Origin of the sequence: Pseudoduganella flava (genome assembly GCF_007830495.1) — a bacterium.
Lineage (GTDB): Bacteria > Pseudomonadota > Gammaproteobacteria > Burkholderiales > Burkholderiaceae_D > Rugamonas > Rugamonas flava.
In genome coordinates this window covers 170,409-196,962 of record NZ_VLKW01000010.1, presented here as the reverse complement: position 1 = coordinate 196,962, position 26,554 = coordinate 170,409, and the positions used below count along the sequence as shown (strand labels likewise).

General features: G+C 67.3%; 26 protein-coding genes. 14 read left to right on the top strand and 12 right to left on the bottom strand.

The window, feature by feature from the left end; all coding sequences use genetic code 11:
* Nucleotide 1: 1 nt before the first annotated feature.
* From IP92_RS22960 to IP92_RS22945, 4 genes are read right to left on the bottom strand one after another with little or no spacing between them, the layout of a single operon-like run.
* Entirely contained in the window at nt 2-835 is an 834-nt protein-coding gene (locus IP92_RS22960; RefSeq protein ID WP_145879598.1) for a DUF817 domain-containing protein, read from the bottom strand.
* Between the two features lie 15 nt (nt 836-850).
* Nucleotides 851-1,168 (bottom strand): DUF2288 domain-containing protein, encoded by a 318-nt coding sequence (locus IP92_RS22955; RefSeq protein ID WP_145879596.1) that lies wholly within the window; start codon nt 1,166-1,168, stop codon nt 851-853.
* A gap of 7 nt (nt 1,169-1,175) precedes the next feature.
* Nucleotides 1,176-1,874 (bottom strand): RES family NAD+ phosphorylase, encoded by a 699-nt coding sequence (locus IP92_RS22950; RefSeq protein WP_145879594.1) that lies wholly within the window; start codon nt 1,872-1,874, stop codon nt 1,176-1,178.
* Between the two features lie 24 nt (nt 1,875-1,898).
* Nucleotides 1,899-2,336 (bottom strand): MbcA/ParS/Xre antitoxin family protein, encoded by a 438-nt coding sequence (locus IP92_RS22945; protein ID WP_145879592.1) that lies wholly within the window; start codon nt 2,334-2,336, stop codon nt 1,899-1,901.
* A 195-nt stretch (nt 2,337-2,531) separates the two neighbouring features.
* On the opposite strand from IP92_RS22945, the gene IP92_RS22940 reads away from it, so the two are divergent.
* Both IP92_RS22940 and IP92_RS22935 read left to right on the top strand, forming a co-directional pair.
* Complete coding sequence (locus IP92_RS22940; protein ID WP_145879590.1) at nt 2,532-3,035, top strand: YybH family protein; 504 nt, start codon at nt 2,532-2,534, stop codon at nt 3,033-3,035.
* Between the two features lie 130 nt (nt 3,036-3,165).
* Nucleotides 3,166-3,669: a YybH family protein gene (locus IP92_RS22935; RefSeq protein WP_229418928.1), complete on the top strand. Its 504-nt coding sequence runs from the start codon at nt 3,166-3,168 to the stop codon at nt 3,667-3,669.
* 57 nt (nt 3,670-3,726) lie between these two features.
* Here IP92_RS22935 and recJ read toward each other — a convergent pair whose 3' ends face one another.
* Together recJ and IP92_RS22925 are read right to left on the bottom strand one after the other, a co-directional pair.
* Nucleotides 3,727-5,421: a single-stranded-DNA-specific exonuclease RecJ gene (recJ, locus tag IP92_RS22930; protein ID WP_145879588.1), complete on the bottom strand. Its 1,695-nt coding sequence runs from the start codon at nt 5,419-5,421 to the stop codon at nt 3,727-3,729.
* Between the two features lie 12 nt (nt 5,422-5,433).
* Nucleotides 5,434-6,468 (bottom strand): hypothetical protein, encoded by a 1,035-nt coding sequence (locus tag IP92_RS22925; protein ID WP_145879586.1) that lies wholly within the window; start codon nt 6,466-6,468, stop codon nt 5,434-5,436.
* A gap of 125 nt (nt 6,469-6,593) precedes the next feature.
* On the opposite strand from IP92_RS22925, the gene IP92_RS22920 reads away from it, so the two are divergent.
* The 7 genes from IP92_RS22920 (at nt 6,594) to dcd (ending at nt 14,716) form a co-directional block, all read left to right on the top strand.
* The gene (locus IP92_RS22920; RefSeq protein WP_145879584.1) at nt 6,594-7,874 is read left to right on the top strand and encodes a lipoprotein-releasing ABC transporter permease subunit; all 1,281 of its coding nucleotides are present in this window, start codon (nt 6,594-6,596) and stop codon (nt 7,872-7,874) included.
* On the top strand, nt 7,867-9,126 hold the full coding sequence (locus tag IP92_RS22915) for a lipoprotein-releasing ABC transporter permease subunit (protein ID WP_145879582.1): 1,260 nt from the start codon (nt 7,867-7,869) through the stop codon (nt 9,124-9,126). Before IP92_RS22920 ends, IP92_RS22915 begins: the two co-directional genes overlap by 8 nt.
* Nucleotides 9,119-9,811 (top strand): lipoprotein-releasing ABC transporter ATP-binding protein LolD, encoded by a 693-nt coding sequence (lolD, locus tag IP92_RS22910; RefSeq protein WP_145879580.1) that lies wholly within the window; start codon nt 9,119-9,121, stop codon nt 9,809-9,811. The genes IP92_RS22915 and lolD overlap by 8 nt, the downstream gene beginning before the upstream one ends.
* Before the next feature lie 3 nt (nt 9,812-9,814).
* The gene (locus tag IP92_RS22905) at nt 9,815-10,618 is read left to right on the top strand and encodes a TatD family hydrolase (RefSeq protein ID WP_145879578.1); all 804 of its coding nucleotides are present in this window, start codon (nt 9,815-9,817) and stop codon (nt 10,616-10,618) included.
* A gap of 51 nt (nt 10,619-10,669) precedes the next feature.
* Entirely contained in the window at nt 10,670-13,102 is a 2,433-nt protein-coding gene (locus tag IP92_RS22900) for a DNA internalization-related competence protein ComEC/Rec2 (protein WP_145879576.1), read from the top strand.
* Nucleotides 13,103-13,224: 122 nt separating this feature from the next.
* Nucleotides 13,225-14,055 carry an alpha/beta fold hydrolase gene (locus IP92_RS22895; RefSeq protein ID WP_145879574.1) on the top strand — a complete coding sequence of 277 codons (831 nt, stop codon included), beginning with the start codon at nt 13,225-13,227 and terminating at the stop codon, nt 14,053-14,055.
* Between the two features lie 94 nt (nt 14,056-14,149).
* Nucleotides 14,150-14,716 (top strand): dCTP deaminase, encoded by a 567-nt coding sequence (gene dcd / locus IP92_RS22890; protein WP_145879571.1) that lies wholly within the window; start codon nt 14,150-14,152, stop codon nt 14,714-14,716.
* A gap of 129 nt (nt 14,717-14,845) precedes the next feature.
* On the opposite strand, the gene IP92_RS22885 is transcribed toward dcd, so the two are convergent.
* Both IP92_RS22885 and IP92_RS22880 read right to left on the bottom strand, forming a co-directional pair.
* Nucleotides 14,846-16,366, bottom strand: a complete 1,521-nt coding sequence (locus IP92_RS22885; protein WP_145879568.1) for a HAMP domain-containing sensor histidine kinase — start codon at nt 16,364-16,366, stop codon at nt 14,846-14,848.
* A 1-nt stretch (nt 16,367) separates the two neighbouring features.
* A complete protein-coding gene (locus tag IP92_RS22880) occupies nt 16,368-17,057 on the bottom strand; it encodes a response regulator transcription factor (protein WP_145879566.1) in 690 nt (229 codons plus the stop codon).
* A 172-nt stretch (nt 17,058-17,229) separates the two neighbouring features.
* Between IP92_RS22880 and IP92_RS22875 the strand changes: the two genes are divergently transcribed.
* Genes IP92_RS22875 through IP92_RS22865 form a run of 3 tightly spaced genes read left to right on the top strand, consistent with a single transcriptional unit; the run spans nt 17,230 to nt 19,446 of the window.
* Nucleotides 17,230-17,853, top strand: a complete 624-nt coding sequence (locus IP92_RS22875) for a Spy/CpxP family protein refolding chaperone (RefSeq protein ID WP_145879563.1) — start codon at nt 17,230-17,232, stop codon at nt 17,851-17,853.
* Nucleotides 17,854-17,868: 15 nt separating this feature from the next.
* Nucleotides 17,869-18,534 carry a hypothetical protein gene (locus tag IP92_RS22870; RefSeq protein WP_145879560.1) on the top strand — a complete coding sequence of 222 codons (666 nt, stop codon included), beginning with the start codon at nt 17,869-17,871 and terminating at the stop codon, nt 18,532-18,534.
* A gap of 18 nt (nt 18,535-18,552) precedes the next feature.
* The gene (locus IP92_RS22865) at nt 18,553-19,446 is read left to right on the top strand and encodes a peptidase associated/transthyretin-like domain-containing protein (protein ID WP_145879558.1); all 894 of its coding nucleotides are present in this window, start codon (nt 18,553-18,555) and stop codon (nt 19,444-19,446) included.
* Between the two features lie 181 nt (nt 19,447-19,627).
* Here the strand turns inward: IP92_RS22865 and IP92_RS22860 are convergent, their stop codons facing one another.
* The 4 genes from IP92_RS22860 to IP92_RS22845 form a co-directional block, all read right to left on the bottom strand.
* Nucleotides 19,628-21,883 carry an arginine/lysine/ornithine decarboxylase gene (locus tag IP92_RS22860; protein WP_145879556.1) on the bottom strand — a complete coding sequence of 752 codons (2,256 nt, stop codon included), beginning with the start codon at nt 21,881-21,883 and terminating at the stop codon, nt 19,628-19,630.
* A gap of 120 nt (nt 21,884-22,003) precedes the next feature.
* On the bottom strand, nt 22,004-22,627 hold the full coding sequence (locus IP92_RS22855) for a DUF4337 domain-containing protein (protein WP_145879554.1): 624 nt from the start codon (nt 22,625-22,627) through the stop codon (nt 22,004-22,006).
* 14 nt (nt 22,628-22,641) lie between these two features.
* A complete protein-coding gene (locus IP92_RS22850; RefSeq protein ID WP_145879552.1) occupies nt 22,642-23,136 on the bottom strand; it encodes a dihydrofolate reductase in 495 nt (164 codons plus the stop codon).
* 82 nt (nt 23,137-23,218) lie between these two features.
* The gene (locus IP92_RS22845) at nt 23,219-23,665 is read right to left on the bottom strand and encodes a MarR family winged helix-turn-helix transcriptional regulator (protein WP_145879550.1); all 447 of its coding nucleotides are present in this window, start codon (nt 23,663-23,665) and stop codon (nt 23,219-23,221) included.
* A 172-nt stretch (nt 23,666-23,837) separates the two neighbouring features.
* On the opposite strand from IP92_RS22845, the gene IP92_RS22840 reads away from it, so the two are divergent.
* Nucleotides 23,838-25,598 carry a tannase/feruloyl esterase family alpha/beta hydrolase gene (locus IP92_RS22840; RefSeq protein ID WP_145879548.1) on the top strand — a complete coding sequence of 587 codons (1,761 nt, stop codon included), beginning with the start codon at nt 23,838-23,840 and terminating at the stop codon, nt 25,596-25,598.
* Between the two features lie 125 nt (nt 25,599-25,723).
* Nucleotides 25,724-26,554, top strand: a complete 831-nt coding sequence (locus IP92_RS22835) for a p-hydroxycinnamoyl CoA hydratase/lyase (RefSeq protein ID WP_145879546.1) — start codon at nt 25,724-25,726, stop codon at nt 26,552-26,554.

The following is a 26,554-nucleotide window of genomic DNA, read 5'->3' as shown; positions in this document are numbered from 1 at the left end:
CCTAGTCGGGCACGTGCACCCGCGCCTTCACATGCTTCAGGTTGGCGACAATGGTGAACGACATGATGACGAGCAGCGACCACGCGCTCCATTTGCTGACGTGGACGGCCGACCACGCGCCCAGCTGGTTCGGGTAACGCCACACGCCCATGAAGGTGCCGAGATTTTCGGCCAGCCAGATGAAGAAGCCGATCAGCATGAAGGCCAGCAGCAGCGGCATCCTGCGGTCGCGGTCGAGCGGGCGGAACACCACCGTCGTGCGCGCGTACAGCCCCAGCGCGCACGCGGCCAGGTACCAGCGGTAGTCGGCGATATAGTGATGCGTGAAGAAGTTCGCGTAGATCAGCAGCGCGATGAGCGCGGCCATCCAGTGCGGCGGATGGTGGCGGATGCGCAGGTCGAACAGGCGCCACGCCTGGATGATGTAGCTGCCGACGGCGGCGTACATGAAACCGGAGAACAGCGGCACGCCGAGCAGTTTCGTGTAGCCGGGATCCGGATAGCTCCATGACCCGACCGACGTCTTGAACACTTCCAGCACGAAGCCCACCGCGTGGAACAGGCCGATGGCCTTCACTTCATCCCATGTTTCGAGCCTTGCCGCCAGCATCCAGGCCTGGATCGCCAGGGCAAGCACCAGCAGCACGTCGTAGCGGGGCAGGCCGCCGAGGCCCGCGCGCGGCACGCAGAACACGGCCAGGAAGAACAGCCCGGCGAACAGGCAGGCGCGCGCTTCCTTGATGCCGAAGCAGAGGAACTCGACGAACGGCCGGTGCGCGGCCCGCAATGTGCGCGGGCGGGCATCCGTCAGACGGGCGTCGAGGGCGGCCAGCATTGGCAGCACCGGCGGTCAGTGCAGCTTCTTCTGCTGCTGCACGAGGATGAACGGGCTGACGACGCAGGCCCACAGCTTCGCTTCCGTCTCCAGCCACATTTGCGCCTGCTGGTCCGACACCTTGGCGATCTGGCCCGCGGTCATCCATTGGGTCACGCTGGCCTTGTCGTCATGGGCGATGCGCACGGCCACGTCGACGAGGTCCAGCTCGTCCGCGATCCACACCACATTGCCGGAGGCGAAGTGGCGCATCAGTTCCGACCATGGCAGGCGGCCCGTTTCGCGGTTGACCTTGTCGCGCAGTTCGAGATCTTTTTCAGGCTTGGTCTGCATTGTTGATTCAATTCTTGTGATTCGAGGAGAACGGCGCGACGTCGGGCGTCGGGCCACCCCGCCATGTTAACCGATAGGCCGTGCCTTTGCGAACGTTGCCGACCAGCGCTGGGCGGAAGCAGGCGAGATTGGTGCCGCCCGCCCGCCGTACGCTCGGGTACAGGATGCCCATCGAGCCGGCCGCGAGCAGGCGCTCGGCCAGCACCTGCGAGACGACGTAACTGTCCGGCGCGAGGCAGGGCGCATAGTCGGGCAGGTTGCGGATGTCGTGGAACTGGGCCGTGAAGTCGGCCAGCATCGTCTGGTAGCTGACGCTGTCGTCGAAGCGGTCGATTTCCGCGTACTCGACGGTCTTGTGGAAGATCACTTCGGCCAGCGCCGTCTCGATCTCGAACGCGCAATACCAGGCGCCCCGGTCGCCGTCGTTGAAGCGGCTGCCTTCGGGGCGCGGATACGTGAACGCCGCGTTCACGATGCGAAAGTTCGGCACATGGAACAGCAGCTCGTCGATGCCGATGCCGGGCGCGCCGCCGTGCTCGGCCAGCACGCGCGCATTGGTCGCGTTGTCCAGCTCAAACAGGTCGGCCAGCTCGGCGTCGTTGTCGGACAGCGGCGCGAGCACGGAATCCTCGACGTCGGCAAAGCGCGACGGGATCAGGCGGCACGTATCGAACCGCCGCAGCAGCCGCAGCGGGGGAAGCGGCAACGAAGAAGGCTGCTGACCCGGCAATTACAGGCCTCCCCGCCGCGCGTCGAGCAGCTTGCGCACGGTCTGCATGGCCAGCAGGCCGCCGGCCTGCATATAGGCCAGCGGCGTGCGGCCGCCAAAGATGGTGTTCTTGTTCGGCAGGCTGACCCATTCGTCGGCCAGCTGGTCGCCGTAGATGATGTGCAGGGATTTGTAGATGCCGAGGAGGTAGGAGATGCGGGTGATGCGGTCGACCTCGAGCACGCGCTCGGGGTTTTTCTTCCATTCGTAGAACGTGCTGCTGGACAGGCCGCCCAGCAGTTCACGGGCGTCGTCGTCGCGCAGTTTCCACGCGGCGGCCAGTTTGAAAAATCCTTTCAGTGCCGACTTCGACAGGCGCTCACGTTCTTCCCTGGCATTCAGGTCGACGGGCACCACCGGTTCGAATCGGCTCTTGGGGTACGCATAGGCGGGGTTCATATGTCCTCCAGTTATGGAGACTTTATACTCCGATTTCGTGTTCTTTGCAAGCAAGCTGTTGTGCACCATCAATGGTTCGGCTGCGCCCGGTCGCGCTGGCGCCACCTTGAGGCTTATTCCAGGTCAAAGGGCGCGCCTTCCGGTGCCCCGATGACGGGCGTACGATGGTCAGACTCGCAACTTGAAAGGAATGCCATGCGCGCGACCACGCTTGCCGCTTCGATGACGCTGCCGCTCCTGGCCACGCTGCTGCTGGCCGGCTGCGCTGCGGCGCCGGCCCCGCCCGCGGCCTCGGCCCCGTCCGCCGCCGTTGCCGCGTTGACGCGGCAGGTTGCCGACACGGAGAGGGCGTTCGCCGCTTCGCTGGCGCGGCGCGACTTCGCCGCCTTCCAGCGATTCATCGCCGATGATGCCGTGTTTTACTCGAGCCCGGCGCCACTGCGCGGCAAGCCGGCCGTAACGGCCTACTGGCAGCGCTATTTCGACGGCGCCGAGGCGCCGTTCGCGTGGGCGCCGGAGGAGGTTGACGTGCTGGCGGACGGCACGCTCGCTGCCACCTCCGGCCCCGTGCGCGACGCGGCGGGGCGCACGATCGCGCGCTTTTACTCGGTGTGGCGCCTGGAGGCACCGGGGCGTTGGCGCATCGTGTTCGACAAGGGCGACGTGCCGTGCCAGTGCGTGGGCAGGCGGCAGCCTTGAACGCCACGCGAGCGTTGTAAAAAAGCCATCAACAGGCAGCCGGACGCACCCGGCGCTTTTCCTTGCACGTTGCCGGGCGTACCATCAGTTCTCCCATCAGCTCTTTAACGTGACCTGAAAGGAAATTGAAATGCGTACCAAACTTGCAGGACTTGTCACCGCCGGCATGCTGCTGGCGTCTTCCTACTCCGCATGCGCCTGGGCCGGGCCGTCGGAGCTCGACAACGCTGCCCTGCGCCGCCAGGTGATCGCCACCGAGCGTGCGTTTGCGGCGTCGATGGCGAACCGGGACTTCGATGCGTTCAAGACGTTCCTGTCCGACGAGGCGATCTTCTATGCGGGGAACGGCATCCTGCGCGGCAAGGAAGCCGTGGCCGATGCGTGGAAGCCGTTCTTCGATGGTGCCGAGGCGCCGTTCTCGTGGGCGCCGGACCGTGTGTCGGTGCTGACGTCCGGCACGCTGGCCCATTCCAGCGGTCCCGTGAAGGACCCGGCGGGCCAGGTGACGGGCCGCTTCAACTCCGTGTGGCGGCAGGAAGGCCAGGGCCGTTGGCGCATCGTGTTCGACAAGGGGGAAGACGTGTGCAACTGCCGGCAGCAGGCGGGCGCCCGTCCGGAAGCGATGGTCGAATGATCCGCTGACGCGGAGTCGACTCCGCAACGCCGGGCCGGTCGTATCCAGCCGTGTCCTTTACGCCGGCTCGGCGTGTTCCACCATCAGCTGCACCCGCGTGGTGCCGTTGTACTCGTTGGCGTCGAGCCGGAACGCAACGCGCGCCCGTTCGCCGACGGCATCCGTGCGGCCGAACCAGATCGCGTCGTAGCGCGCGCCGTTCTTCTCCAGCAGCAGCTTCAGGTGGCGCTCCTTCAGGATGCGCTGGCTGACCACGCGGAATTCATCGCAGAACACGGGTGGCGCGAAGCCCTGGCCCCAGACGATGCCGTCCAGGATCTCGATGAACTGCGGCGTGAAGTACGCGTCTTCCAGCGGGCCATCCGTCTCGATCACCCGTTCCAGCTGCTGTTCCGTCAACAGTGCGCGGCCGACCGCCTCGAACGCCTGCGCGAACGCGTCGAACGCTTCGGCGCGGATCGACAGGCCGGCCGCCATCGCATGGCCGCCGAACTTGTCGATCAGGCTGGGCGCGCGTTTCGACACGAGGTCCAGCGCATCGCGCAGGTGAAAGCCCGCGATCGAGCGGCCGGAACCCTTGATCCAGCCGTCGCCGGCCGGCGCGAAGGTGATGGTCGGCCGGTAGAATTTTTCCTTCAGCCGCGACGCGACGATGCCGATCACGCCCTGGTGCCACGTGTCGTCGAACACGCTGATCGTCGTGCTCTGCGCGGGTTGGAAGTCGTCCAGGTGCAGCAGCGCCGCATCCTGCATTTCGGCCTCGATTTCGCGGCGCTTCAGGTTGATCTCGTTGAGCTGCTGGGCCAGCGCCCAGGCGCGCCCTTCGTCGTCCGTGATCAGGCATTCGATCCCCAGCGACATGTCTTCCAGCCGGCCGGCTGCGTTCAGGCGCGGACCCAGTGCGAAGCCCAGGTCGAACGGCGTCGCACAGCGCGCCTGCCGGCCCGCCACGCGGAACAGCGCGGCCACGCCGGCATGCATGCGGCCGGCGCGCATCCGCTTCAGGCCCTGCGCGACGAGGATGCGGTTGTTGGTATCGAGCTTGACGACGTCGGCCACCGTGCCCAGCGCCACCAGGTCCAGCAGGTGGTCGAGCTTCGGCTGCGTTTGCGCGTCGAACACGCCGCGGCGGCGCAGCTCCGCGCGCAGGGCCAGCAGCACGTAGAACACGACGCCGACGCCGGCCAGGTTCTTCGACGGGAAGCCGCATGCCGGCTGGTTCGGGTTGACGATGACGCGCGCGTCCGGCAGCTTGTCGCCCGGCAGGTGGTGGTCGGTGACGACGACTTCGATGCCGCGGCGCTTCGCTTCCTCGACGCCATCGATGCTGGCGATGCCGTTGTCGACGGTGATGATGATGTCCGGCGCCTTTTCGCGCGCCGTCAGCGCCACGATCTCCGGCGTCAGGCCGTAGCCGTACTCGAAGCGGTTCGGCACGATGAAGTCGACTTTCGCACCCATTGCGCGCAGGCCGCGCAGCGCCGTGGCGCAGGCGGTGGCGCCGTCGCAGTCGTAGTCGGCGACGATCACCATGCGCTTGCCGGCGGCGATCGCGTCGGCCAGGAACACGGCTGCCGCGTCGATGTGCAGCAGGCCCGGCGGGGGAATCAATGCCGTCAGCTCGGCGGACAGGTCCCTCGGATCGGTCAGGCCGCGCGCTGCGAACAGGCGGGCCAGCACGGGGTGGATGCCGCCCTGGCGCAGCATTTCCGATTCGCGGAACGGGCAGGGGCGGGTGGCGATGCGGGTCATGGGCGGGTCTATCTATGTAAGCAGATTCTTCAAGTGTTGCGGACGCCAGAACTTGTGCAGCGCCAGTTTCGTCGTCGCGGTGTCGGTCCAGCCGAGGCGGTTCGTCAGCACAAGCCGCGCGTTGGCAACCTGGCCGCCGCGCAGCGCGGCCAGCAGCGGCGCGAACCATTGGTCCTCCAGCTGCTGCATGCCTTGCAGCCACCGGCCCCAGTCCTCGGCGATGCCGGCCGCGACCAGGTGGCCGGCCACGGCCGTGCGGTGCGGGCCTTGCTGCGCCAGCCATTGGACCGCGGTCGCGTCGCGCAGTTCCGGCGCGGCCAGCGCGTTCAGCCAGGCGGGCGCGGCGGCCGTCGCTAGCACGCCTTGCGGCGCCTGCGGTGCCGTGCCGCCCGCCCACAGCCAGAACGAATTGACGGCCTGCTTGCGGCCCTCGTTGACGGGGTGGGCGTGCCACAGCATCTGCACTTCGTTCAGCAGCCGGCGGAAGTCGCGTGCGGCGGACCCGCGCGGCATCCATGGGTGCAGGTTGTCGCCGGTGGCCGCGTCCGGCGACGCCGTCGCCAGATCGGTCCAGCCATCGGCGCGCAGGAACCATGTGTGGGCGTCGCCGTACACGAGCTCCATGCCGGGCTCGTCGAACAGCGGGCGGGCCGCGTCGAACAGCGCGCGCGCCTCGTCCTCGCCGACCCGCACGGTGCGCAGGTCGGGCATCATCAGGTGCGTGCCGACGATCACGTGGACGGGGTGGAACACGAACCAGTGGCCGGCGGCAGGCGCCAGGCCGTAGCCGCGCATCACGGCCGGCGCGAACGGCGCGGCCGGCGCCGTGGCGGGATCGCCGGCCAGGCCCAGCGCATGCGCCAGCCAGGCCTCGTGCGGCAGCAGCCGGGTGTCCGGCTCGAAGCCGTGCGCGGCATGATTGGTGTTGCGAGAAAGTAAAGTCGCCAGCGACGGGGCCTGCAGGCTGCGGATCAGGTCCGGGGCCATGTCCTTGGGCGGCAGGCCGTAGGGTACGACGAGGGTGGTAGCGAGGTTCGGCAAATCCATGCGGCATTGTAATGGAAAGCGGGGACTATCGTGCCTGGCGGCGGGCTTACAAGCTCATCCGTAACCCATCAAATACTGTTTATATGGCAAACTGCGGTCTTTGCGCCAGGGAACCGTCCTTCTTCATGAGTTTGATCCACCAGATGCCGTTCGAATTGCTGGTCGGGCTGCGCTACACGCGCGCCGGCAAGCGCAGCGGCCGCAACAGCTTCATCTCGTTCATCTCCGCCATTTCGATGGCCGGCATCGGCCTGGGCGTCGCCGCGCTGATCATCGTGCTGTCCGTGTACAACGGCTTCCAGAAGGAAGTCACGGCGCGCATGCTGTCCGTGCTGGGCCACGTCGAGGTGTACCAGATGAACGGCCCGATGGCCGACTGGCACGCCACGGCGCGCAGCGCCTTCGCCAATCCCGAGGTGCAGGGCGCGGCGCCATTCGTCGAGCTGCAGGCGCTGCTGGCGCATGGCGGCGACGTGCTGCGCCCGGCCATCGTGCGCGGCATCCTGCCGGAAGAAGAGGGCAAGGTCTCCGACGTGCCGCGCCAGATCCGCTCTGGCAGCTTCGCCGACCTGCGCCCGGGCGGTGCCGGCATCGTGCTGGGCATCGAGCTGGCCCGCGAGCTGGACGTGAAGGTGGGCGGCAAGGTGGCGATGGCGCTGGCGTCGGGCGGCGGCGGTACTGGCGGCAGCACCGGCGGAGGAGCGCCGGCGCTGCGCACCTTTACCGTCGTCGGCATCTTCGAGGCCGGCCACAACGAATTCGATTCCACGCTCGCCTACGTGCACCTGGAAGACGGCGCGCGCCTGCTGGACCTGGCCGGCCCGTTCGGCCTGCGCCTGAAGCTGCGCGACATGGACCGCGCACCCGAAGTGGCGTTCCAGCTGAAGCAAACGATGCCGGGCGACCTGCTGGTGCGCGACTGGTCGAAGCTGAACGTGAACTGGTTCGCGGCCGTGCAGACGCAGAAGAAGATGATGTTCATCATCCTCACGCTGATCATCGCGGTGGCCGCGTTCAACCTCGTCGCGACGCTCGTGATGACGGTGACGGACAAGCAGGCCGACATCGCGATCCTGCGCACCCTGGGCGCCTCGCCCCGTTCGGTGATGAAGATCTTCATGGTGCAGGGCGCGCTGGTCGGCGTGCTCGGCACCGCGCTGGGCGTGGCGGGCGGCGTGCTGGTCGCGCTGAACGTCGGCTCGATCGTGGCCGGCATCGAAGCGCTGTTCGGCGTGCACTTCCTGGCGAAGGATATCTATTTCATCAGCGAGGTGCCGTCCGACCTGCGCTGGCTCGACGTGGCGGTGATTGGCGCGACGGCTGTCGGCCTCGCGTTCCTGGCAACGCTGTACCCCAGCTGGTGGGCGGCCCGCGTGAAACCGGCGGAGGCGCTGCGCTATGAGTAATCTGCCCTTTGAATGGCTGGTCGGCCTGCGCTACACGCGCGCCGGCAAGCGCAGCGGCCGCAGCGGCTTCATCTCGTTCATCTCGCTGATCTCGATGTGCGGCATCGCGCTCGGCGTCGGCGCGCTGATCGTCGTGCTGTCGGTGATGAACGGCTTCCAGAAGGACGTCACTGACCGCATGCTGTCGGTGCTGGCCCACGTCGAGGTGTTCGCCCCGCAGGGCGGCATGCCGGACTGGCAGGAGCAGGCGAAGAACGCGCTGCGCCACCCGGAAGTGAAGGGCGCCGCGCCGTATTCGGAAACGCAGGCGGGCCTGATGCATGGCGGCGAGGCGCTGCGCCCGGCGATGGTGCGCGGCGTGCTGCCGGAGCAGGAGGGGGACGTGTCGGACGTCGCCAAACACGTCAAGATGGGCAGCTTCGCGGCATTGCGGCCGGGCGAATTCAACATCGTGCTGGGCATCGACCTGGCCCGCGCGCTGGGCGCCGGCATCGGCGAGAAGGTGACGATGGTGCTGCCGCAAGGGACCGTGACGCCGGCCGGCCTGGTGCCGCGCATGCGCAACTTCACCGTCGTCGGCATCTTCTCCGCGCAGCACCAGGAGTTCGACGCCGGCATGGCTTTCGTCCACCTGCAGGATGCCGAACGCATGCTGCGCATGGACGCGCCGGCCGGGCTGCGCCTGCGCCTGGCGGACATGCACCGCGCGCCGCAGGTGGCCGAGGAGTTGAAGAAGCTGCTGCCGGGTCACCTGCAGGTGCGCGACTGGTCTAAGCTGAACGCCAACTGGTTCGCCGCCGTGCAGACGGAAAAGCGCATGATGTTCATCATCCTCACGCTGATCATCGCGGTGGCCGCGTTCAACCTCGTGTCGACGCTGGTGATGACGGTGACGGACAAGCAGCCGGACATCGCCATCCTGCGCACCTTGGGCGCATCGCCGAATTCCATCATGAAGATCTTCGTCATCCAGGGCTCGCTGGTGGGCTTGCTCGGCACCGCGCTGGGCGTGGCCGGCGGCGTCGCGGTGGCGCTGAACATCGACGTGATCGTACCGTTCATCGAACATTTATTGGGAGTGCAGTTCTTGTCGAAGGATATTTATTACATCACCACCGTGCCATCGGACATGCGCTGGCCGGACGTGACGAAGATCGGCGTCGTCTCCGTGCTGATGGCCTTCCTGGCCACCGTGTACCCGAGCCGCAGCGCGGCGCGCGTGAAACCTGCGGAGGCGTTGCGCTATGAGTGAGAACGGCAACCCGGCAGTCCTGTCCTGCCGTAACCTGGGCAAGACGTTCACCCAGGGCGACTACTCCGTCAACGTGCTGGCCGGGATCGACTTCGCCGTGCATCGCGGCGAGCGGGTGGCCATCGTCGGCGCTTCCGGCTCCGGCAAGTCCACCTTGCTGCACCTGCTGGGCGGGCTCGATACGCCGACTACCGGCAGCGTGACATTGCAGGGCAAGGACTTCGCCACGCTGTCCGAAGCGGCGCGGGGCGAATTGCGCAACCAGGCGTTGGGCTTCGTCTACCAGTTCCACCACCTGCTGCCGGAATTCTCGGCGCTGGACAACGTGGCGATGCCGCTGATGATCCGCCGCATGAAGCGCAAGGACGCGCACGAGCAAGCGCAAGCGATGCTTGCGCGCGTGAACCTGGCCAAGCGCGTGACGCACGTGCCGGGCGAACTGTCCGGCGGCGAACGGCAGCGCGTGGCGCTGGCCCGCGCGCTGGTGACGCAGCCGGCCTGCGTGCTGGCCGACGAACCGACGGGCAACCTGGACCACGCGACGGCCGAGCAGATCTTCGACCTGATGCTGGAGCTGTCGCGCACATTGGGCACGGCATTCGTCATCGTCACTCACGACCCGGAACTGGCACGCCGCTGCGACCGCGTGCTGCGGCTGACGGACGAAGGCCTCCGGCCCGAGTAAACCATGTGGATCGACACCCACTGCCACCTGGATGCGCGCGAGTTCGGCGGCGACTCGCTCGGCGTCGCCGCCCGTGCCGCGGAGCGGGGCGTGGGCATGATCGTCATTCCGGCGATCGACCGGAATAACTGGCCGGCCGTGCGCGACCTGGCGGCCAGCGCCGCCAATGCCAGCTACGCGATCGGCATCCACCCGATCTGCGTGCCGCGCGCTACCGAGGACGACCTGGTGGCGATGCGCGATGCGGTGCGCGCGGCGCTGGACGATCCGAACTTCGTCGCGATCGGCGAGGTGGGGCTGGACTTCTTCCTCCCTGAACTGTGCGAGCCGGCGATGCGCGACAAGCAGATCCTGTTCTTCCGGGAGCAGCTGAAGATCGCCCGTGAATTCGGCCTGCCCGTGCTGACGCACGTGCGCAAGTCGCAGGATCAGGTACTGAAGCACGTGCGGCAGATCCCGCCGGCCGGCGGCATCGCCCATGCGTTCAACGGCAGCTTCCAGCAGGCGCAGGGCTACATCGACGTCGGCTTCAAGCTGGGCTTCGGCGGCAATGTCACTTTTACACGAGCATTGCAGATCCGCAGGCTCGCCGAACAGCTGCCGCTGGACAGCATCGTGATGGAGACGGATGCACCGGACATCGCGCCACACTGGCTGCACCCCGGCGTCAACACGCCGGACCAGGTGCCGGCGATCGCCGACGTGCTGGCGCAACTGCGCGGCATCCCGCTTGACGAACTTCAACGCGCCACGACGGCGAACGCGCATATCGTAATGCCTCGGCTGCGCGCCCTGACAGGGACGTAGCGCCCGGCGCACCGCATCCATCCACGGCGTGCCGCTCTCCTGTGAGGTGGCATGCGCAGCTCCATCCTTGGTTTCGTCGCCGGCGCCGCGTTCCTGCAGACGCGCGCCGCGTTACCCGCCCATCCGTTGGCCTGGCTGCTGGTACTGCTGGTGCTGGCCGCGCTGATCGGCTGGCGGTTTGATGTGCGCGGACGCTGCGCCGCATTGTTTGCCTGCGGTGCCGGCATCGGCTGCATGTGGGCCGCGCTGGTGGCGGCCGATGCGCTGTCCGCCGGCCTGGCCAAGGCGGACGAGGGCCGCGACGTGGTCGTCGTCGGCACCATCGCCGACCTGCCGGTGGCGAACAGCCAGTTCACCCGCTTCCAGCTGGACGTCGAACAGGCCGACGGCATCGTCGTGCCGCCGCGCGTCGCGCTGTCCTGGTACGGCAACCTGCGCGGGCAGGAAGCGCCCGTGCCCGCGCTGCGGCCGGGCGAGCGCTGGCGCCTGAAGGTGCGGCTGCAGCGGCCGCACGGCAATGCGAATCCGCACGGCTTCGATTACGAGCTGTGGCTGCTGGAACAGCGCATCCGCGCCACCGGCTACGTGCGGCCGGATGGACCGCAGCAGCGTCTGAATACCTTCGTGTTCACGTTGCCGCATGCGGTGGAGCGCCTGCGCTGGCTGCTGCGCGCGCGCATCGAGCGCGCCTTGGTCGGGCGGGAGTACGCGGGAGTGATCGTCGCGCTGGTGGTCGGCGACCAGCGCGACATCGACCAGTCGGACTGGCAGGTGTTCAACCGCACCGGCATCAGCCACCTCGTGTCGATTTCCGGCCTGCACATCACAATGATCGCCGGGCTGGCCGCATGGCTGATGTCCGCCCTGTGGCGCCGCTCGTTCTTCGTGCGCGGCGTCCGGCTGCCGCTGCGGCTGCCCGCGCAGAAGGCGGCGGCGCTGGCCGGCATGCTGGCGGCGTTCGGCTACGTGCTGCTGGCCGGCTTCGGCGTGCCGGCGCAGCGCACCCTGTACATGCTGGCCGTCGTCGCGCTGGCCGTGTGGACGGACCGGGCCACCAGCGTATCGCACGTGCTGGCGCTGGCGGCCGGCATCGTCGTGCTGCTTGATCCGTGGGCCGTGATGTGGCCGGGCTTCTGGCTGTCGTTCGGCGCCGTGGGCGCGATCCTGTATGCGTCAGTGGGCCGTACGCAGATCGTCAAGAACCCCGGCAATCCGGATGCGGCGGACGAGGACGAGCGACGCGGCAAGCCGCTCACCCGTCGGCAGCGCGGCATGCGCGCACTACAGGCGGCGGTCGGCACGCAGTACGCGGTGACGCTGGGCCTCGTGCCGCTGACGCTGCTGCTGTTCGCGCAGGTGTCGCTCGTCAGCCCGCTGGCGAACGCGATTGCGATTCCGGTGGTCAGCTTTGTCGTCACGCCGCTGGCGCTGGCTGGCGGCGTGCTGCCCGATCCGTTCTCAAGCCCGCTGCTGGTAGCGGCCCATGAAACGATGCGCGCGCTGGCCGTGCTGCTGCGATGGTGCAGCACCGCGCCGCTCGCCGTGTGGCAGGCGCCGGCGCCGCCGTGGTGGCTGTTCGCGTTTGCGCTGGCCGGCACGGCGTGGCTGCTGGCGCCGCGCGGCTGGCCCGTGCGCTGGCTGGGCGTGTTCACGTGGGTGCCCTTGCTGACGGCGCCCGCGGACGCGCCGCGGCCCGGCACCTTGCGCATCACCGCGCTCGACGTGGGGCAGGGCATGGCCGTGCTGGTCGAGACGGCCGGTCACCGGCTGCTGTACGACACGGGACCCGCGTATGGCCCGGAGGCGGATGCGGGCGGGCGCGTGATCGTGCCTTACCTGCGCGCACGGGGCATCGGCCGGCTCGATGGCCTCGTCGTCAGCCATGCGGATGCCGACCATGCGGGCGGCGCGCTGACGTTGCTGGCGAATACGCGGGTGAACTGGGTCCTGTCGTCGCTGGGCCCCGGCCACCGGATCGCCCGCGCCGCCGCGTCGCACGCGCATTGCGTGGCGGGCCAGCACTGGGAATGGGATGGTGTACGTTTCGAGATGCTGCACCCGGGTGCGGCCAGCTATGCCGACGCGGGCCTGAAGACCAACGCGCGCAGCTGCACGTTGCGCATCGCGGCACCCGGCGGCACGGTACTGCTGCCCGGCGATATCGAGGCGGCGCAGGAAGCCGAACTGGTGGCGCGTCATGGTGACGGCTTGCGCGCGGATGTGCTGCTGGCGCCGCACCATGGCAGTGGCACGTCGTCGACGCCGGCCTTCCTGGCCGCCGTACGGCCACGCATCGCGATCTTCCAGGTGGGATATCGTAACCGGTATCGGCATCCAAAAGGCGAGGTGTACGCGCGCTATGGCAGCATCGGCGCGCAGCGGTTGCGCACGGATGGCGCGGGCGCCGTGGAGGTGGAGCTGGGCGCCGACATCACGGCGACCGCGTACCGCACAGTCCATCCGCGCTACTGGTATGACCGCTGACGGAACCGCCCCGTTGTGCCGGACCGCTGGTGGTGTTATTGTCGATCGGATAAGACCAATTCCGACGGAAAAGTGCTTCAGCAATGTCGGTTAGAATGCGACAGCGCTTACCCGTCCCCACCATGAAACCGATCCTGCACTTCGCCCACGCCAACAGCTACCCCGCCGGCACGTACCGTCAACTGTTCGACGCGCTGCGCGCGGATTTCGACGTGCAGGCGCTGGACATGCACGCTCACAATCCCGCGTATCCCGTGCGCGACGGCTGGCACGAGCTGGTCGACGAGCTGGTGGCCGAGCTGGAAGCGCGCTATCACGGCGAGCCGGTGATCCTCGTCGGCCACTCGCTGGGCGGGATGCTCAGCCTGATGGCCGCGGCGCGGCGTCCGGAACTGGCGCGCTGCGTGATCATGCTGGATTCGCCCGTCGTCGCCGGCTGGCGGGCCTGGGCATGGCGGCTGATCAAACGCCTCGGCGCGGAAGATCGCTACTCGCCGTCGCGCTACTCGGTGCGGCGCCGCAATGTGTGGGCCAACGAAGCCGAAGCGCTGCGCCACTACGCCAGCAAGGAACTGTTTGCCGCGTGGGCGCCGGGCGTGCTGCAGGATTATCTCGATGCGGGATTGAAGCCCCATCCGGAAGGGGTGCAGCTGCGCTTCTCGCGTGAGGTGGAAACGGCCGTGTATCGCACGCTGCCGCACCATATCGGCACGCTGGTGGCCGGCACGTTCCCGGTACCGGTCGGCTACCTGGCCGGACGCATCTCGGCCGAGAACCGGCAGGCGGGCCTTGGCGCCACGAAGGCGCTGGTCGGCCGGCATTTCCGCGTGATGCCGGGCGGGCACTTGTTCCCGATGGAGTTTCCGCTGCTGACGGCGCAGGCGGTGCGCGATATGGCCTGCGACCTGCTGGGCCCCGCGCTGGCGCTCTGCGGCGAGCAGCGCCAGGCATAAATCCGCGCAAAAGCCTGTAGCAGGGGGCGCGGATCGCGTAAAATCGCGGCAACGCGGCAAAACCGCTCCCGCAACCAATGAAAACAGCCTGACGATGACGATTAAAAGCGACAAATGGATCCGCAAGATGGCGGAAGAACATGGAATGATCGAGCCCTACGAGCCGGGCCAGGTGCGCGCGGTCGATGGCCGCAAGGTGATCTCGTTCGGCACGTCGTCGTATGGCTACGACATCCGCTGCGCCGATGAATTCAAGGTCTTCACGAACATCAACAGCACGATCGTCGACCCGAAGAACTTCGACTCGAATTCGTTCGTCGACGTGAAGAGCGACGTCTGCATCATTCCCCCGAATTCGTTCGCGCTGGCGCGCACGATCGAGTACTTCCGCATTCCCCGCAACGTGCTGACGGTCTGCCTGGGCAAGTCGACGTATGCGCGCTGCGGCATCATCGTCAACGTGACGCCGTTCGAACCCGAATGGGAAGGTTACGTGACCCTGGAGTTCTCGAACACGACGCCGCTGCCGGCCAAGATCTACGCGGGCGAAGGCTGCGCGCAGGTGCTGTTCTTCGAGAGCGATGAAGTGTGCGAAACGTCGTACAAGGACCGCAACGGCAAGTACCAAGGCCAGCGCGGCGTGACGTTGCCGAAAGCATAGGTAAAGGGCCACACTCGGCGGAAGGCAAACCCTAGACCGAAACCCCGGGGTCAGACCCGGCGGGTCTGACCCCAGCCTTTGCCGTTGGGGTGAAAGCATGCGATAGCGGATTCGGCAGGCGCCCCTGCTTCAATCCAGCGGCAGCGTAATCTCCACGCACAACCCGCCGCCATCGCGATTGTAAGCGGCGATCGCGCCGCCATGCTGCTGCACGACGTGGCGCGCGATCGCCAGCCCCAGGCCGTGGCCTTCGACGTCCTTCTGCGTGCCGCTGCTGCGGAAGAATGGCTCGAAGATCGTCTGCAGGTCTTCCGGTGCGACACCCGGCCCGCGGTCGAGCACTCGGATGCGCAGCTCGGCACCGCGCGCGGTACTTTCGACGACGACGGTGCCGCCCGCCGGGCTGTGCTTGATCGCGTTGCGCACGACGTTCTCGATCGCCCGCGTCAACAGGTCAGGCTGGCCGAGCAGCACCACGTCCGGCGTGCCCGCGGCTTCGACGACGCGGCCCTGCGCCGTTGCTTCGAACTGCGCATCGCCGACGATCTGGTCGAGCAGCTCGGCCGCGTTGATCTCTTCCTTGGCGCCGGGCAGCGCACCCGCTTCCAGGCGCGATAACGTCAGCAGCTCGTCCACCAGCTTATCCATCCGCATGCTTTCGCGCTCGATGCGTTCCAGCGAGGCGCTGATCCGTTCCGGGTTCTGGTGCGCCAGGCCGATCGCTGCCTGCAGCCGGGCCAGCGGGGAGCGCAGTTCGTGGGACACATCGTGCAGCAGCCGGGTCTGGCCATCCATCAGGCTGGAGAGGCGCGCCGTCATGCGGTCGAAGTCGCGGCCAAGGTCCGTCAACTCGTCGCCGCGGCCCGTGCCGGCGTGCGTGAAGCGGGGCGCCAGGTCGCCTTGCGACGCGGCTTCGAATGCTTGCCGCAGCGAGCGGATCGGGCGCGAGAAATACCACGCGAGCAGCGCGGCGAACAGCAGGCTTGCGAGCAGGGCGGCGGCCAGCGGCACGAACGGCGTCAGCGGCTGGAAGCGGGGGCCACGCGGGCCGTCCGGGTCGAACTGGCCGCCGGGGCCCGGTTGCGGGCCGGCGCCCGGCTGGCCCGGCGGCGGCTGTCCGGCGCGGTCGCCAGGGGAGCCGGGCGGCGGGCCACCGTCGCGCGGCGGTCCGCGCCGCTCCACCATCTGCGCGATCGGCAGGCCGGCGCCGGCCAGCAGCGGCCGCGCATCGTCGTTCAGGCCGCGCTGGCGCTCACGGGAAGGCAGGAACAGCAGGTAGTGCTGGCCGTTCGGCAAAGCGAGGCGGCGCACGACGCGGGTATCACCCTTGGCGAGCAGGGCGCGCGCCTCGGCCACGGCGGCCGGGTTGACGATGCGGCCCAGCAGTTCCTTGCCGTGTTCGTCGACGGCGAACACGCGGTGCCGCTCCATGTTTTCCAGCAGCCGCGCCAGCGCTTGCGGCCCGCCGAATTGCAGCGTCGCGACGGCCGATTCGATCGCCAGCTGGGCCGGCGGACTGGTGTCGATGTCCAGGCGCCTGCCTTGTTCGGCCGCGCGGTTCTTCAGCCACACGGCGCCGCCGATGCCCACCGTCGCCGCGATCTGCGCCAGCAGGATACACAGGAAGAACTTCCAGAACAGGCGCCCCACGTCAGTCCTTGATCAGCTGGTAACCCATCCGGTACACGGTTTGCAGGCAGGACCGGCCGTCGGCCAGGGTGCCCAGCTTGTGCCGCAGGCTGGACAGGTGCACGTCGATATTGCGGTCGAAGCGCGCCATCGGCCGGCCCAGGCCCTGTTCGGACAACGTGTTCTTGCTGACCGGCTTGCCCGCGTTGCGCGCCAGGACTTCCAGCAGGTTGAACTCCGTGCTGGTCAGCTCGAGGGTCGTGCCGGCCCATGAGGCGCGGCGCTGTTCCGGCCACATCGTCAGCTGGCCGACGACGAGCGGCGCCGACGCCAGCTGGTCCATCGGCGAGCCCTGCGTGCGGCGCAGGATCGCACGGATGCGCGCCGTCAACTCACGCGGCGTGCACGGCTTCGTCACGTAATCGTCGGCGCCCAGTTCCAGGCCGACGATGCGGTCGGTATCGTCGCCGCGGCCCGTCAGCATCAGGATCGGCATGCGGCTGGCGGCGCGGATGCGGCGCAGCGTTTCCAGGCCATTCATCCGCGGCATCATCACATCGAGAATCGCGATCGCGTACTGGCCCGTCAGCGCGGCCGCGGTACCGGCTTCGCCGTCGTTGGCCGTCTTGACCTCGAACCCTTCCTGCTCCAGGTATTCCTGGAACATCCCGACCAGTTCGACATCGTCGTCTATCAGCAGAACCTTGCTCATACAGCTTCGTGGAATTAACAGAAGCGGCCATGATAGCAGCCCGCCGCGGCCGGACGGCGGCTATTTACCCGGATTTACAGCCGTGCTCTTTACATGGATTTACGTGCCTCTTACCGCGCTTTACATAGGGGAAACGGAGAATGGCGGCTCCCATGTCACCGAAGGACCGCTGATGAAAACCAAACAACAAATACTGCAACGATTCCTGCTTGCCGCCGCGCTGGCGCTGCCCGCGGCGGCGTGGGCCGACCGTGCCGGCGGTGCGGACAGCGCCGGCGACGAGGCAGCCGGCGCGCCGGAGCACGGCCCCCGTGCGGACGACCGCCGCGGACCTCCGCCGGCGATGCACGAGGGTCTTCGCGAAGGCGAGGACATGGATGGCCCGCGCGGCCACGGCTTCGGCCCCGGCCGCGGCTTCGGCCCGATGGGCTTCGCAGCCGTGCCGCCTTACCTGCGCGGCATCGAGCTGACCGAGGCGCAGCAGGACAAGATCTTCGCGATCGCCCATGGCCAGGTGCCATACCTGCGCGACCAGATGAAGGCCCGCATCAAGGCCGAGCGTGCGCTGGCCGAGCTGCATGGCGCCGCGAACTTCGACGATGCCGCCGCCGCGAAGCTGGCACAGGCCGCCGCCCAGGCTGAGGCGAACGTCACGCTGGCGCAGCTGCGCACCGAACAGAAGGTGCTGGCCGTGCTGACGGCAGAGCAGCGCAAGGCGCTGGATGAGCGCCGCAACGACCGCGGTCGTGAAGACCGTCCCGACAACCGCGCACCGGGCCGCCCGGGCAACCACTAATCCAAAGGAGACACCATGACCATCAGTTCGCTCACTTCCAGTGCCGCCAGCCAGCTGGCCTATGCCAACCGCCTGTCGGGTATGTCGTCGACGTCCGGCACCCAGCAGACCAGCGGCACGCGCCGGCCGCCACCGCCGGACGATGGCGGCGGCTTGATCAGCGCCATTGCCGACGCGCTGAAGTCGATCGGCGTCGGCACCACGTCGGACACGACGAGCACCGACTCGACCAGCACCGATACCAGCACCGACACGACGACTTCCACCGATACGACCGCGAACGCGGCGCAGGCGCTCGGCTCCTTCCTGGAGAACCTGATGGGCGCGCTGCACGCGCAGCAGGGCGAAGACGGCGGCACGCCGCCGCCGTACGGTGAGCCGCCGCAGGGTGGTCCCGGCATGGGCGGCGGCCCCGGCAAGCTGGCGTCCGACCTGCAAAGCCTGATCTCGAAGCTCAGCGATGACAGCAGCGACAGCACCGACAGCACCACCACCGATACCACGACCGACACCAGCAACACCAGTGTCAGCGAGCTGGAAAGCTCGTTCAAGAGCCTGCTGACGGCGCTCGGCGGCGACGGCAGCGACTCGTCGGCCCAGCTGTCCAGCTTCCTGCAGGCGCTATCGAGCAAGCTGCCGTCCGCCAGCAGCAGCGGCAACCTTATCAACACCAGCGCTTAAATAGTGGGGGAGCCAGCCATGGAACACCACGGACACAGCCTCGAGGAAGACCTGCGCAAGATGCTGGGTGCCACCGCCGACCGGCGCCAGTCGTTGCGCTGGCTGCTGGCGGGCGCCGCGGCGCTGCCGGTGGCCGGATGCGGCGGCAGCTCCACCGATTCCAGCGCCAGCACGACGACGAGCACGGACACGACCGGCACGACCACGGGGACCACGGGCACCGGCACCACCGGTACCGGCACGGGGACGACCGGCACCAGCTCCAGCTGCTCGGTGATCCCGGAAGAGACGGGCGGCCCGTACCCGGGCGACGGCACCAACAGCAACAGCAGCGGCGTCGTCAACGTGCTGACGCAGACCGGTGTCGTGCGCAGCGACATCCGCGGCAGCTTCAACGGCATGAGCGGCACCGCGGCCGGCGTGCCGCTGACGATCAAGCTGCACATCGTCAATGCCAACAACAACTGTGCGGCCGCGAACGCGTTCGCCCTCTACCTGTGGCACTGCGACCGCGACGGCAACTACTCGCTGTACTCGAGTGGCGTGACGAACCAGAACTACCTGCGCGGCGTGCAGGAGGCCGATGCGAACGGCGACATCACGTTCACGACGATCTTCCCCGGCTGCTATTCGGGCCGGATGCCGCACGTGCACTTCGAGGTGTATGCCAGCCTGGCCAAGGCCACGAGCGCGGCGAACCGCGTCAAGACGTCGCAGTTCACGTTCCCGATGGCGACGTTGAACGAGGTCTACGCCACAACAGGCTACAGCGCCAGCGTGCGCAACCTGGCGCAGATCAGCTACGCCACCGACAACATCTTCAGCGACGGCTACGCGCTGCAGCTGGCCACGGTGACGGGCAACGCCACCGACGGCTACGTCGCGACCTTGACGGTGGCAGTCGCCGCCTGATCCCTCCCGGCGAACTTTCGTTCGCTGTTTTCGCCCGGCCTTGCGTGCCGGGCGAAATCCTTTCCACCACGTTGGCCGATTTCCCGGCGCGCCGAATTGGTTCGCTCGACCGGTGCCGCGCATGTCGCGCCAAGAAAAAAGGCGGCCCGCAGGCCGCCTCGTTCAGTACCTAGCAAGGAGCTTACTGCCTCACACAGTCGACGAAGTAATCGCGCTTGCCGTTGACTTCGCGCTTGACGAGGCCGTGCACGTCCGTCTCGAAGCCGGGGAAGCGCTCGTTGAAGTCGCGGGCGAAACGCAGGTAGTCGACGATCGTCTTGTTGAAGCGCTCGCCCGGGATCAGCAGCGGAATGCCCGGCGGGTACGGCGTCAGCAGGATCGACGTGATGCGGCCCTCCAGGTCGTCGATCGCCACGCGCTCGATCTCGCGGTGCGCCATCTTCGCGAACGCGTCGGACGGCTTCATCGCCGGGACCATCGACGACGTATACATCTCGGTCGTCAGGCGCGCCACGTCGTAGGCCTTGTAGAAGTCGTGAATCTGCTGGCACAGGTCCCGGAGGCCCATCTGCTCGTAGCGCGGATTCGCCTGCGAGAACTCGGGCAGGATGCGCCACAGCGGCTGGTTCTTGTCGTAGTCGTCCTTGAACTGCTGCAGCGCGGTCAACAGCGTGTTCCAGCGGCCCTTCGTGATGCCGATCGTGAACATGATGAAGAACGAGTACAGGCCGCACTTCTCGACGATCACGCCGTGCTCCGCCAGGTACTTCGTGACGATCGAAGCAGGGATGCCGGATTCGGCGAACTGGCCGTCCAGCGACAGGCCCGGGTTGACGATGGTCGCCTTGATCGGGTCCAGCATGTTGAAGCCCGGCGCCAGGTCGCCGAAGCCGTGCCATTCCTTGCTTTCCGCCTTGAAGATCCAGTCTTCGCGCGTGCCGATGCCTTCCTCGGCGAAGTGGTCCGGGCCCCACACCTTGAACCACCAGTCGCTGCCCCATTCCTCGTCGACCTTCCGCATCGCGCGGCGGAAGTCCAGCGCCTCGAGGATCGATTCCTCGACGAGGGCCGTGCCACCCGGCGCTTCCATCATCGCGGCCGCGACGTCGCACGAAGCGATGATCGAATACTGCGGCGACGTCGACGTGTGCATCAGGTACGCCTCGTTGAACATGTCCTTGTCCAGCTTGACGGTCTCGGAATCGCGCACCAGCACCTGCGAAGCCTGCGACAGTCCGGCCAGCAGCTTGTGCGTCGATTGCGTCGAGAAGATCAGCGACTCTTTGGCGCGCGGGCGGTCCTTGCCGATCGCGTGCATGTCCTTGTAGAAGTCGTGGAACGTGGCGTGCGGCAGCCATGCTTCGTCGAAGTGCAGCGTGTCGATCTTCCCGTCCAGCATTTCGCGCAGCACTTCCACGTTGTAGACCACGCCGTCGTAGGTGGACTGCGTGATCGTCAGGATGCGCGGCTTCTTGTTCTGCGCGTCGCGCGCGAACGGGTTGTTGTCGATCTTCTTCTGGATCGACTCCATCGAAAATTCTTCCAGCGGGATCGGGCCGATGATGCCCAGGTGGTTCCGGGTCGGCATCAGGAACACCGGGATCGCGCCGCACATGATGATCGAGTGCAGGATCGACTTGTGGCAGTTACGGTCGACGACGACGATGTCGCCCGGCGCCACCGTCGAATGCCACACCATCTTGTTCGACGTGGACGTGCCGTTGGTGACGAAGTAGCAGTGGTCCGCGTTGTAGATGCGCGCGGCATTGCGCTCGGACGCGGCCACGGGGCCCGTGTGGTCGAGCAGCTGGCCCAGCTCCTCGACGGCGTTGCAGACGTCGGCGCGCAGCATGTTCTCGCCGAAGAACTGGTGGAACATCTGGCCGATCGGCGACTTCAGGAACGCCACGCCGCCCGAGTGGCCGGGGCAGTGCCACGAATACGAGCCGTCGTTCGCGTAGTGGACGAGGGCGCGGAAGAACGGCGGCGACAAGCCGTCCAGGTAGCTCTTCGCCTCGCGGATGATGTGGCGGGCGACGAATTCCGGCGTGTCCTCGAACATGTGGATGAAGCCGTGCAGCTCGCGCAGAATGTCGTTCGGGATGTGGCGCGACGTGCGGGTTTCGCCATACAGGTAGATCGGGATGTCCGCGTTCTTGTAGCGGATCTCCTCGACGAACGCGCGCAGCGACTTCAGTGCGTGGTCCGTCTCTTCCTTTGAACCGCCGCCGAATTCCTCGTCGTCGATCGACAGGATGAAGGCCGAGGCGCGCGACTGCTGCTGGGCGAACTGCGAGAGGTCGACATAGCTGGTCACACCCAGCACTTCCATGCCTTCCTTTTCCATCGCCGCGGCCAGGGCGCGGATGCCCAGGCCGGACGAATTCTCGGAACGGAAGTCCTCGTCAATAATGACGATGGGGAAACGAAATTTCATGATGTCTCCAAAAAGAAGAACCGCCCCGGTTCAGTCGTTACCGGAGCGGAGCTGGGTGCGCCAAAAAAAAGAAACGGGATTCTCGCAGAATTTGCACCGCAGGGGTAAAAAAATTATGACTCAATGTCCACCGGCCGCGGCGCCACCGAGCTTGCCCAGCAGGGCGCCCAGCGGATCGACGTGCAGCCAGGCGAAGATGCCCAGCAGGATGCCGGCCCCGGCGACGACGTACGTGGCGATGTGCAGCCAGCGGCGGTGCGTCAGCAAGGTGATGGCGGCCAGCGCGATGGCGATCTGCTCGGCCGTCGTGGCCAGCGCCCACTGGTGGTGCTGGTGCAGCACCGTATCGGACTTCTTGTCCCATTCGGCCGACTGGGCTTCCCACTTCTCGGCCTCCTTCCTGATGTCATCCTTCTCGGCCTTGTAGCGGGCCACGTCGGCGCGGTATTTTTCAGGATCGACGTTCGGCAACGTCATCGCCAGCTCGGCCAGGTTCTGCTTGTTCGACTTGGCCTGGTAATAGTTCCAGCGGTTCGCGGCCTCGGTCTTCGCGATCGCCGCGTTATTCTTGAACATCGCCGCGTCGTTCTGCGTGGCGCCGCCCTGGTAGCCGAACAGCGCGCCGATCGTCGCGAGGATCGCGGTCGTGACGGCGATATTTCCGGAGAATTTGTCATTGCCGTGGGCGGAGTGTTCGACCGCGTGATCGTGCGGTCCGTGGACGTGGAAACCGTGTCCCGACATGATGCTGTTCCTTCTTACTGATTGCGTTGATAGGTGACGATGTCGAACGCGAGCCCGCTTGCCGACTGGTGCGCGGTGCGCTCCGTTTCCCGCCACACGGCAGGGTCGATCGGCGCCAGGAACGTGTCGCAGTCGAACGCCTCGTGGATTTCGGTGACGATCAGGCGGTCCACCACGTCCAGCGCCTCGCCAAAGACCTGCGCGCCGCCGATCACGAAGGCGGGCGCGCCGCCGACGAGGGCGACGGCGTCGGCCAGCGAATGCACGACGTCGACGCCTTCATGGCGCCATGCCGGATCGCGCGTGATGACGATGCTGCGCCGGTTCGGCAACGGCTTGCCGATCGAATCGAACGTCTTGCGGCCCATGACGATCGGGTGGCCGGTGGTGAGCCGCTTGAAATGGGCCAGGTCTTCCGGCAGGTGCCAGGGCAGCTGGTTGCGCACGCCGATGCCGCGGTTGCGGTCGACGGCGACGATGATCGAGAGTTGGGTCATGCGGGTGTTCATGGGCGATCCTGTAAAGGCGTGCATTATCGGCGATTTTCGCGACAGCGGTGTGACGCGGAACCTCGCGTGCGGCGGGTGCCCGTCAACTGCCGTCCACGCTGAGCGCGCGCACCGCGCCACGCAGCGCCCCATGCAGCGCCTGGCGCTCTTCGGCTGACAGCTCGGGGAACATCTGCGCCTCCACTTTCACCACTTCGGCGTCGCAACGCTCCATCACGGCGTGGCCGGCGACGGTCAGGCTGATCTGGATGATGCGGCCATGCGACGGGTCCGGCCGGCGCTCGATCCAGCCCCGTGCCTCCATCGCCTTGACCATCTCGTTGGCCGATTGCGGCGACACCATCGTCCGCTCGGCCAGCTGTGCGTTCGACAGCGAGCCCTGGGCCCGGAACACGGTCAGCGCCGTGTATTGCGGCACGGTCAGGCCATAGGGGGCAAGGCTGTCGCGCAGGCGGCGGTTCAGCACGTGATCGAGGCGGCCCACGAGGTAGGCAAGGCCGGACGGTTTCTGGGCGTTGGATTTCGGCATCGGCAATCTGCTTGTCAAATCGGGACAGCTGGCATTAATATGAAGACAATATCAGGGTACTTGATATTCCCCGACGTGGCGCGGCGTGGTGAATGGGGGAGCCATTGTAAGGCAATCATCGCCTGGCGCGCCTTCCAGAAGACCGCAGAAGATCTATAACACAGGAGACCTCATGCAGATCACGCTTTCCCGCACCGCGCTGGCACTGGCCGGCGTTGCGTTGCTGCCCGGCTGCGGCGGCGATACCGTCGTGGCGCAAGGCCCGCGGCTGGCTGCCGCCAGTGGCGCCAAGCTGGCAAGTTGCGCGGACCTGGCAACCCGTGCGCCATACGCCGGCATGACGATCACGGCGGCGACCGTGGCCCCGGCGGGCAGCGTGACGCAGACGCTGAACGGAGCGAGCGTGCCGATGCCGGAGCATTGCGTGCTGCAAGGCCGCCTCAACGAACGCACCGGCAGCGACGGCCGGCCGTACGCGATCGGCTTCGAGATGCGCCTGCCGCGCGACTGGAACGGCCGCTTCTTCTACCAGGCGAACGGCGGCAACGACGGCAGCATCACGGGCGGCAACGCCGCGTTCGGCAACCTGCCGGGCGGCGGCGCGACGAGCAATGCGCTGGCGCAGGGCTACGCGGTGATCAGTTCGGACGCCGGCCACGTGCCGGATGCGACGCGGCCGCCGGCGATCGCCGGCCAGGTGTATGGCCTCGATCCGCAGGCGCGGCTCGACTATGGCTACAACGCCGTGGCACAGCTGACGCCGATGGCGAAGCACCTGATCCGCGCCGCTTACGGCAAGGGCCCGGACCGTTCCTACATCGCCGGTTGCTCGAACGGCGGCCGGCATGCGCTGGTGGCGGCGAGCCGCTACGGCGACCAGTACGACGGCGTGCTGGCCGGTGCGCCCGGCTACAACCTGCCGAAAGCGGCGGTGGCGCAGATGTATGACGCGCAGGCACTGGCGCAAGCCGCGCCGCGCGGCGCAGACGGCCGGCCCAACATCGGCGCCGGCTTCACGGACGCCGATCTGCGCCTGGTGGCGAACAAGGTGCTGGAGCGCTGCGACGCGCTCGATGGGCTGGCCGACGGCATCGTCGCCGCCACGGCGCGCTGCCAGCAGGCGTTCTCGCTGGAGCGGGACGTGCCCACCTGCACGGGCACCGCGGACGGCACGTGCCTGACCGCCGTGCAGAAGGGCGCGCTGGCGAAGGTGTACGCGGGTGCGAAGAACGCGGCCGGCACGGCGCTGTATGCGGCGTGGCCGTACGATCCCGGCATCGCGGCCTCCGGCTGGCGCGCCTGGAAGCTGGGCAGCGCCACCGCACCCGGCCTGACCGCGACACTGGGAGCGCCGTCGATGGCATACATCTTCTCGACGCCGCCGGCCGATCCCGCCGTGCTGACCGGCACCGGCACCACGTTGCTGGACTACGCGCTGCGCTACAGCTTCGAGACGGATGCGCCGAAGATCCACGCGACGACCGATGTGTACCGCGAGTCGGCGATGGCGTTCATGACGCCGCCGAACCCCGGCCACCTCGACACGCTGCGCAGCCGCGGCGGCAAGGTGCTCGTCTACCACGGCGTCAGCGACCCCGTGTTCTCGTTCGACGATACGGTGGCATGGCTCGACGCGCTGAAGGCCAATTACGCCGACACGCCCGCGTTCGCGCGTCTGTTCGCCGTACCCGGCATGAACCATTGCTCCGGCGGTCCGGCCACCGACCAGTTCGAGATGCTGGGGGCGCTGGTGGACTGGGTGGAGAAGGGTATCGCACCGGAGACGATCCGCGCCACGGCACGCCCGGCCGCCGCCAACCCCGGCATCGGCACGATCCCGGCGGGCCGCACGCGGCCGCTGTGCAGCTGGCCGAAAGTGGCGACCTACGCGGGCGGCAACGTCGACGACGCGGCCAGTTTCATCTGCCAGTGAAGGTTGGCTAAATAGCGCTTGCATGGCCGCCGGCATCGGTATAGTATGAACTTAATATCAGGGTGCCTGATACACATTGCAAGCTAAGAACCGAGAACCCGACCCCGAGAACGAAGGAGACGTAGATGTCGAAATACGAAGCGCGCTGGCAGACCGTGAAGGTGGAGGTCGCCGATGGCATCGGCTGGATCACGCTGAACCGTCCGGAAAAGCGCAATGCGATGAGCCCCACGCTGAACCGCGAAATGATCGATGTGCTGGAAACGCTTGAGATGGACCAGGACGCGCAGGTGATCGTGCTGACGGGCGCCGGCGAATCGTGGTCGGCCGGCATGGACTTGAAGGAGTACTTCCGCGAGACGGACGGCCAGCCGGAGATTATGCAGGAACGCGTGCGGCGCGACTGCTCGCAGTGGCAGTGGAAGCTCTTGCGCATGTACAGCAAGGCGACGATCGCGATGGTGAACGGCTGGTGCTTCGGCGGCGCGTTCTCGCCGCTGGTCGCCTGCGACCTGGCTATCGCGGCGGACGACGCCGTGTTCGGCCTGTCCGAAGTGAACTGGGGTATCCCGCCGGGGAACCTCGTCAGCAAGGCCGTCGCCGACACGATGGGCCACCGCCAGGCGCTGTACTACATCATGACGGGCGAGACGTTCACGGGCCGCCAGGCCGCCGAGATGGGCCTGATCAACCGCAGCGTGCCGAAGGAGGAGCTGCGCGATGCCGTCGTGGCGCTGGCGCGCAACCTGCTCGAGAAGAACCCCGTCGTGCTGCGCTACGCGAAGCAGGGCTTCAAGCGGGCCCGCGAGCTGACGTGGGAGCAGGGCGAGGATTACCTGTACGCGAAGACCGACCAATCCAACTACCGCGACCCCGAGAAGGGCCGCAAGGAAGGCTTGAAGCAGTTCCTGGACGATAAGACGATCAAGCCCGGCCTGCAGGCGTACAAGCGCTGA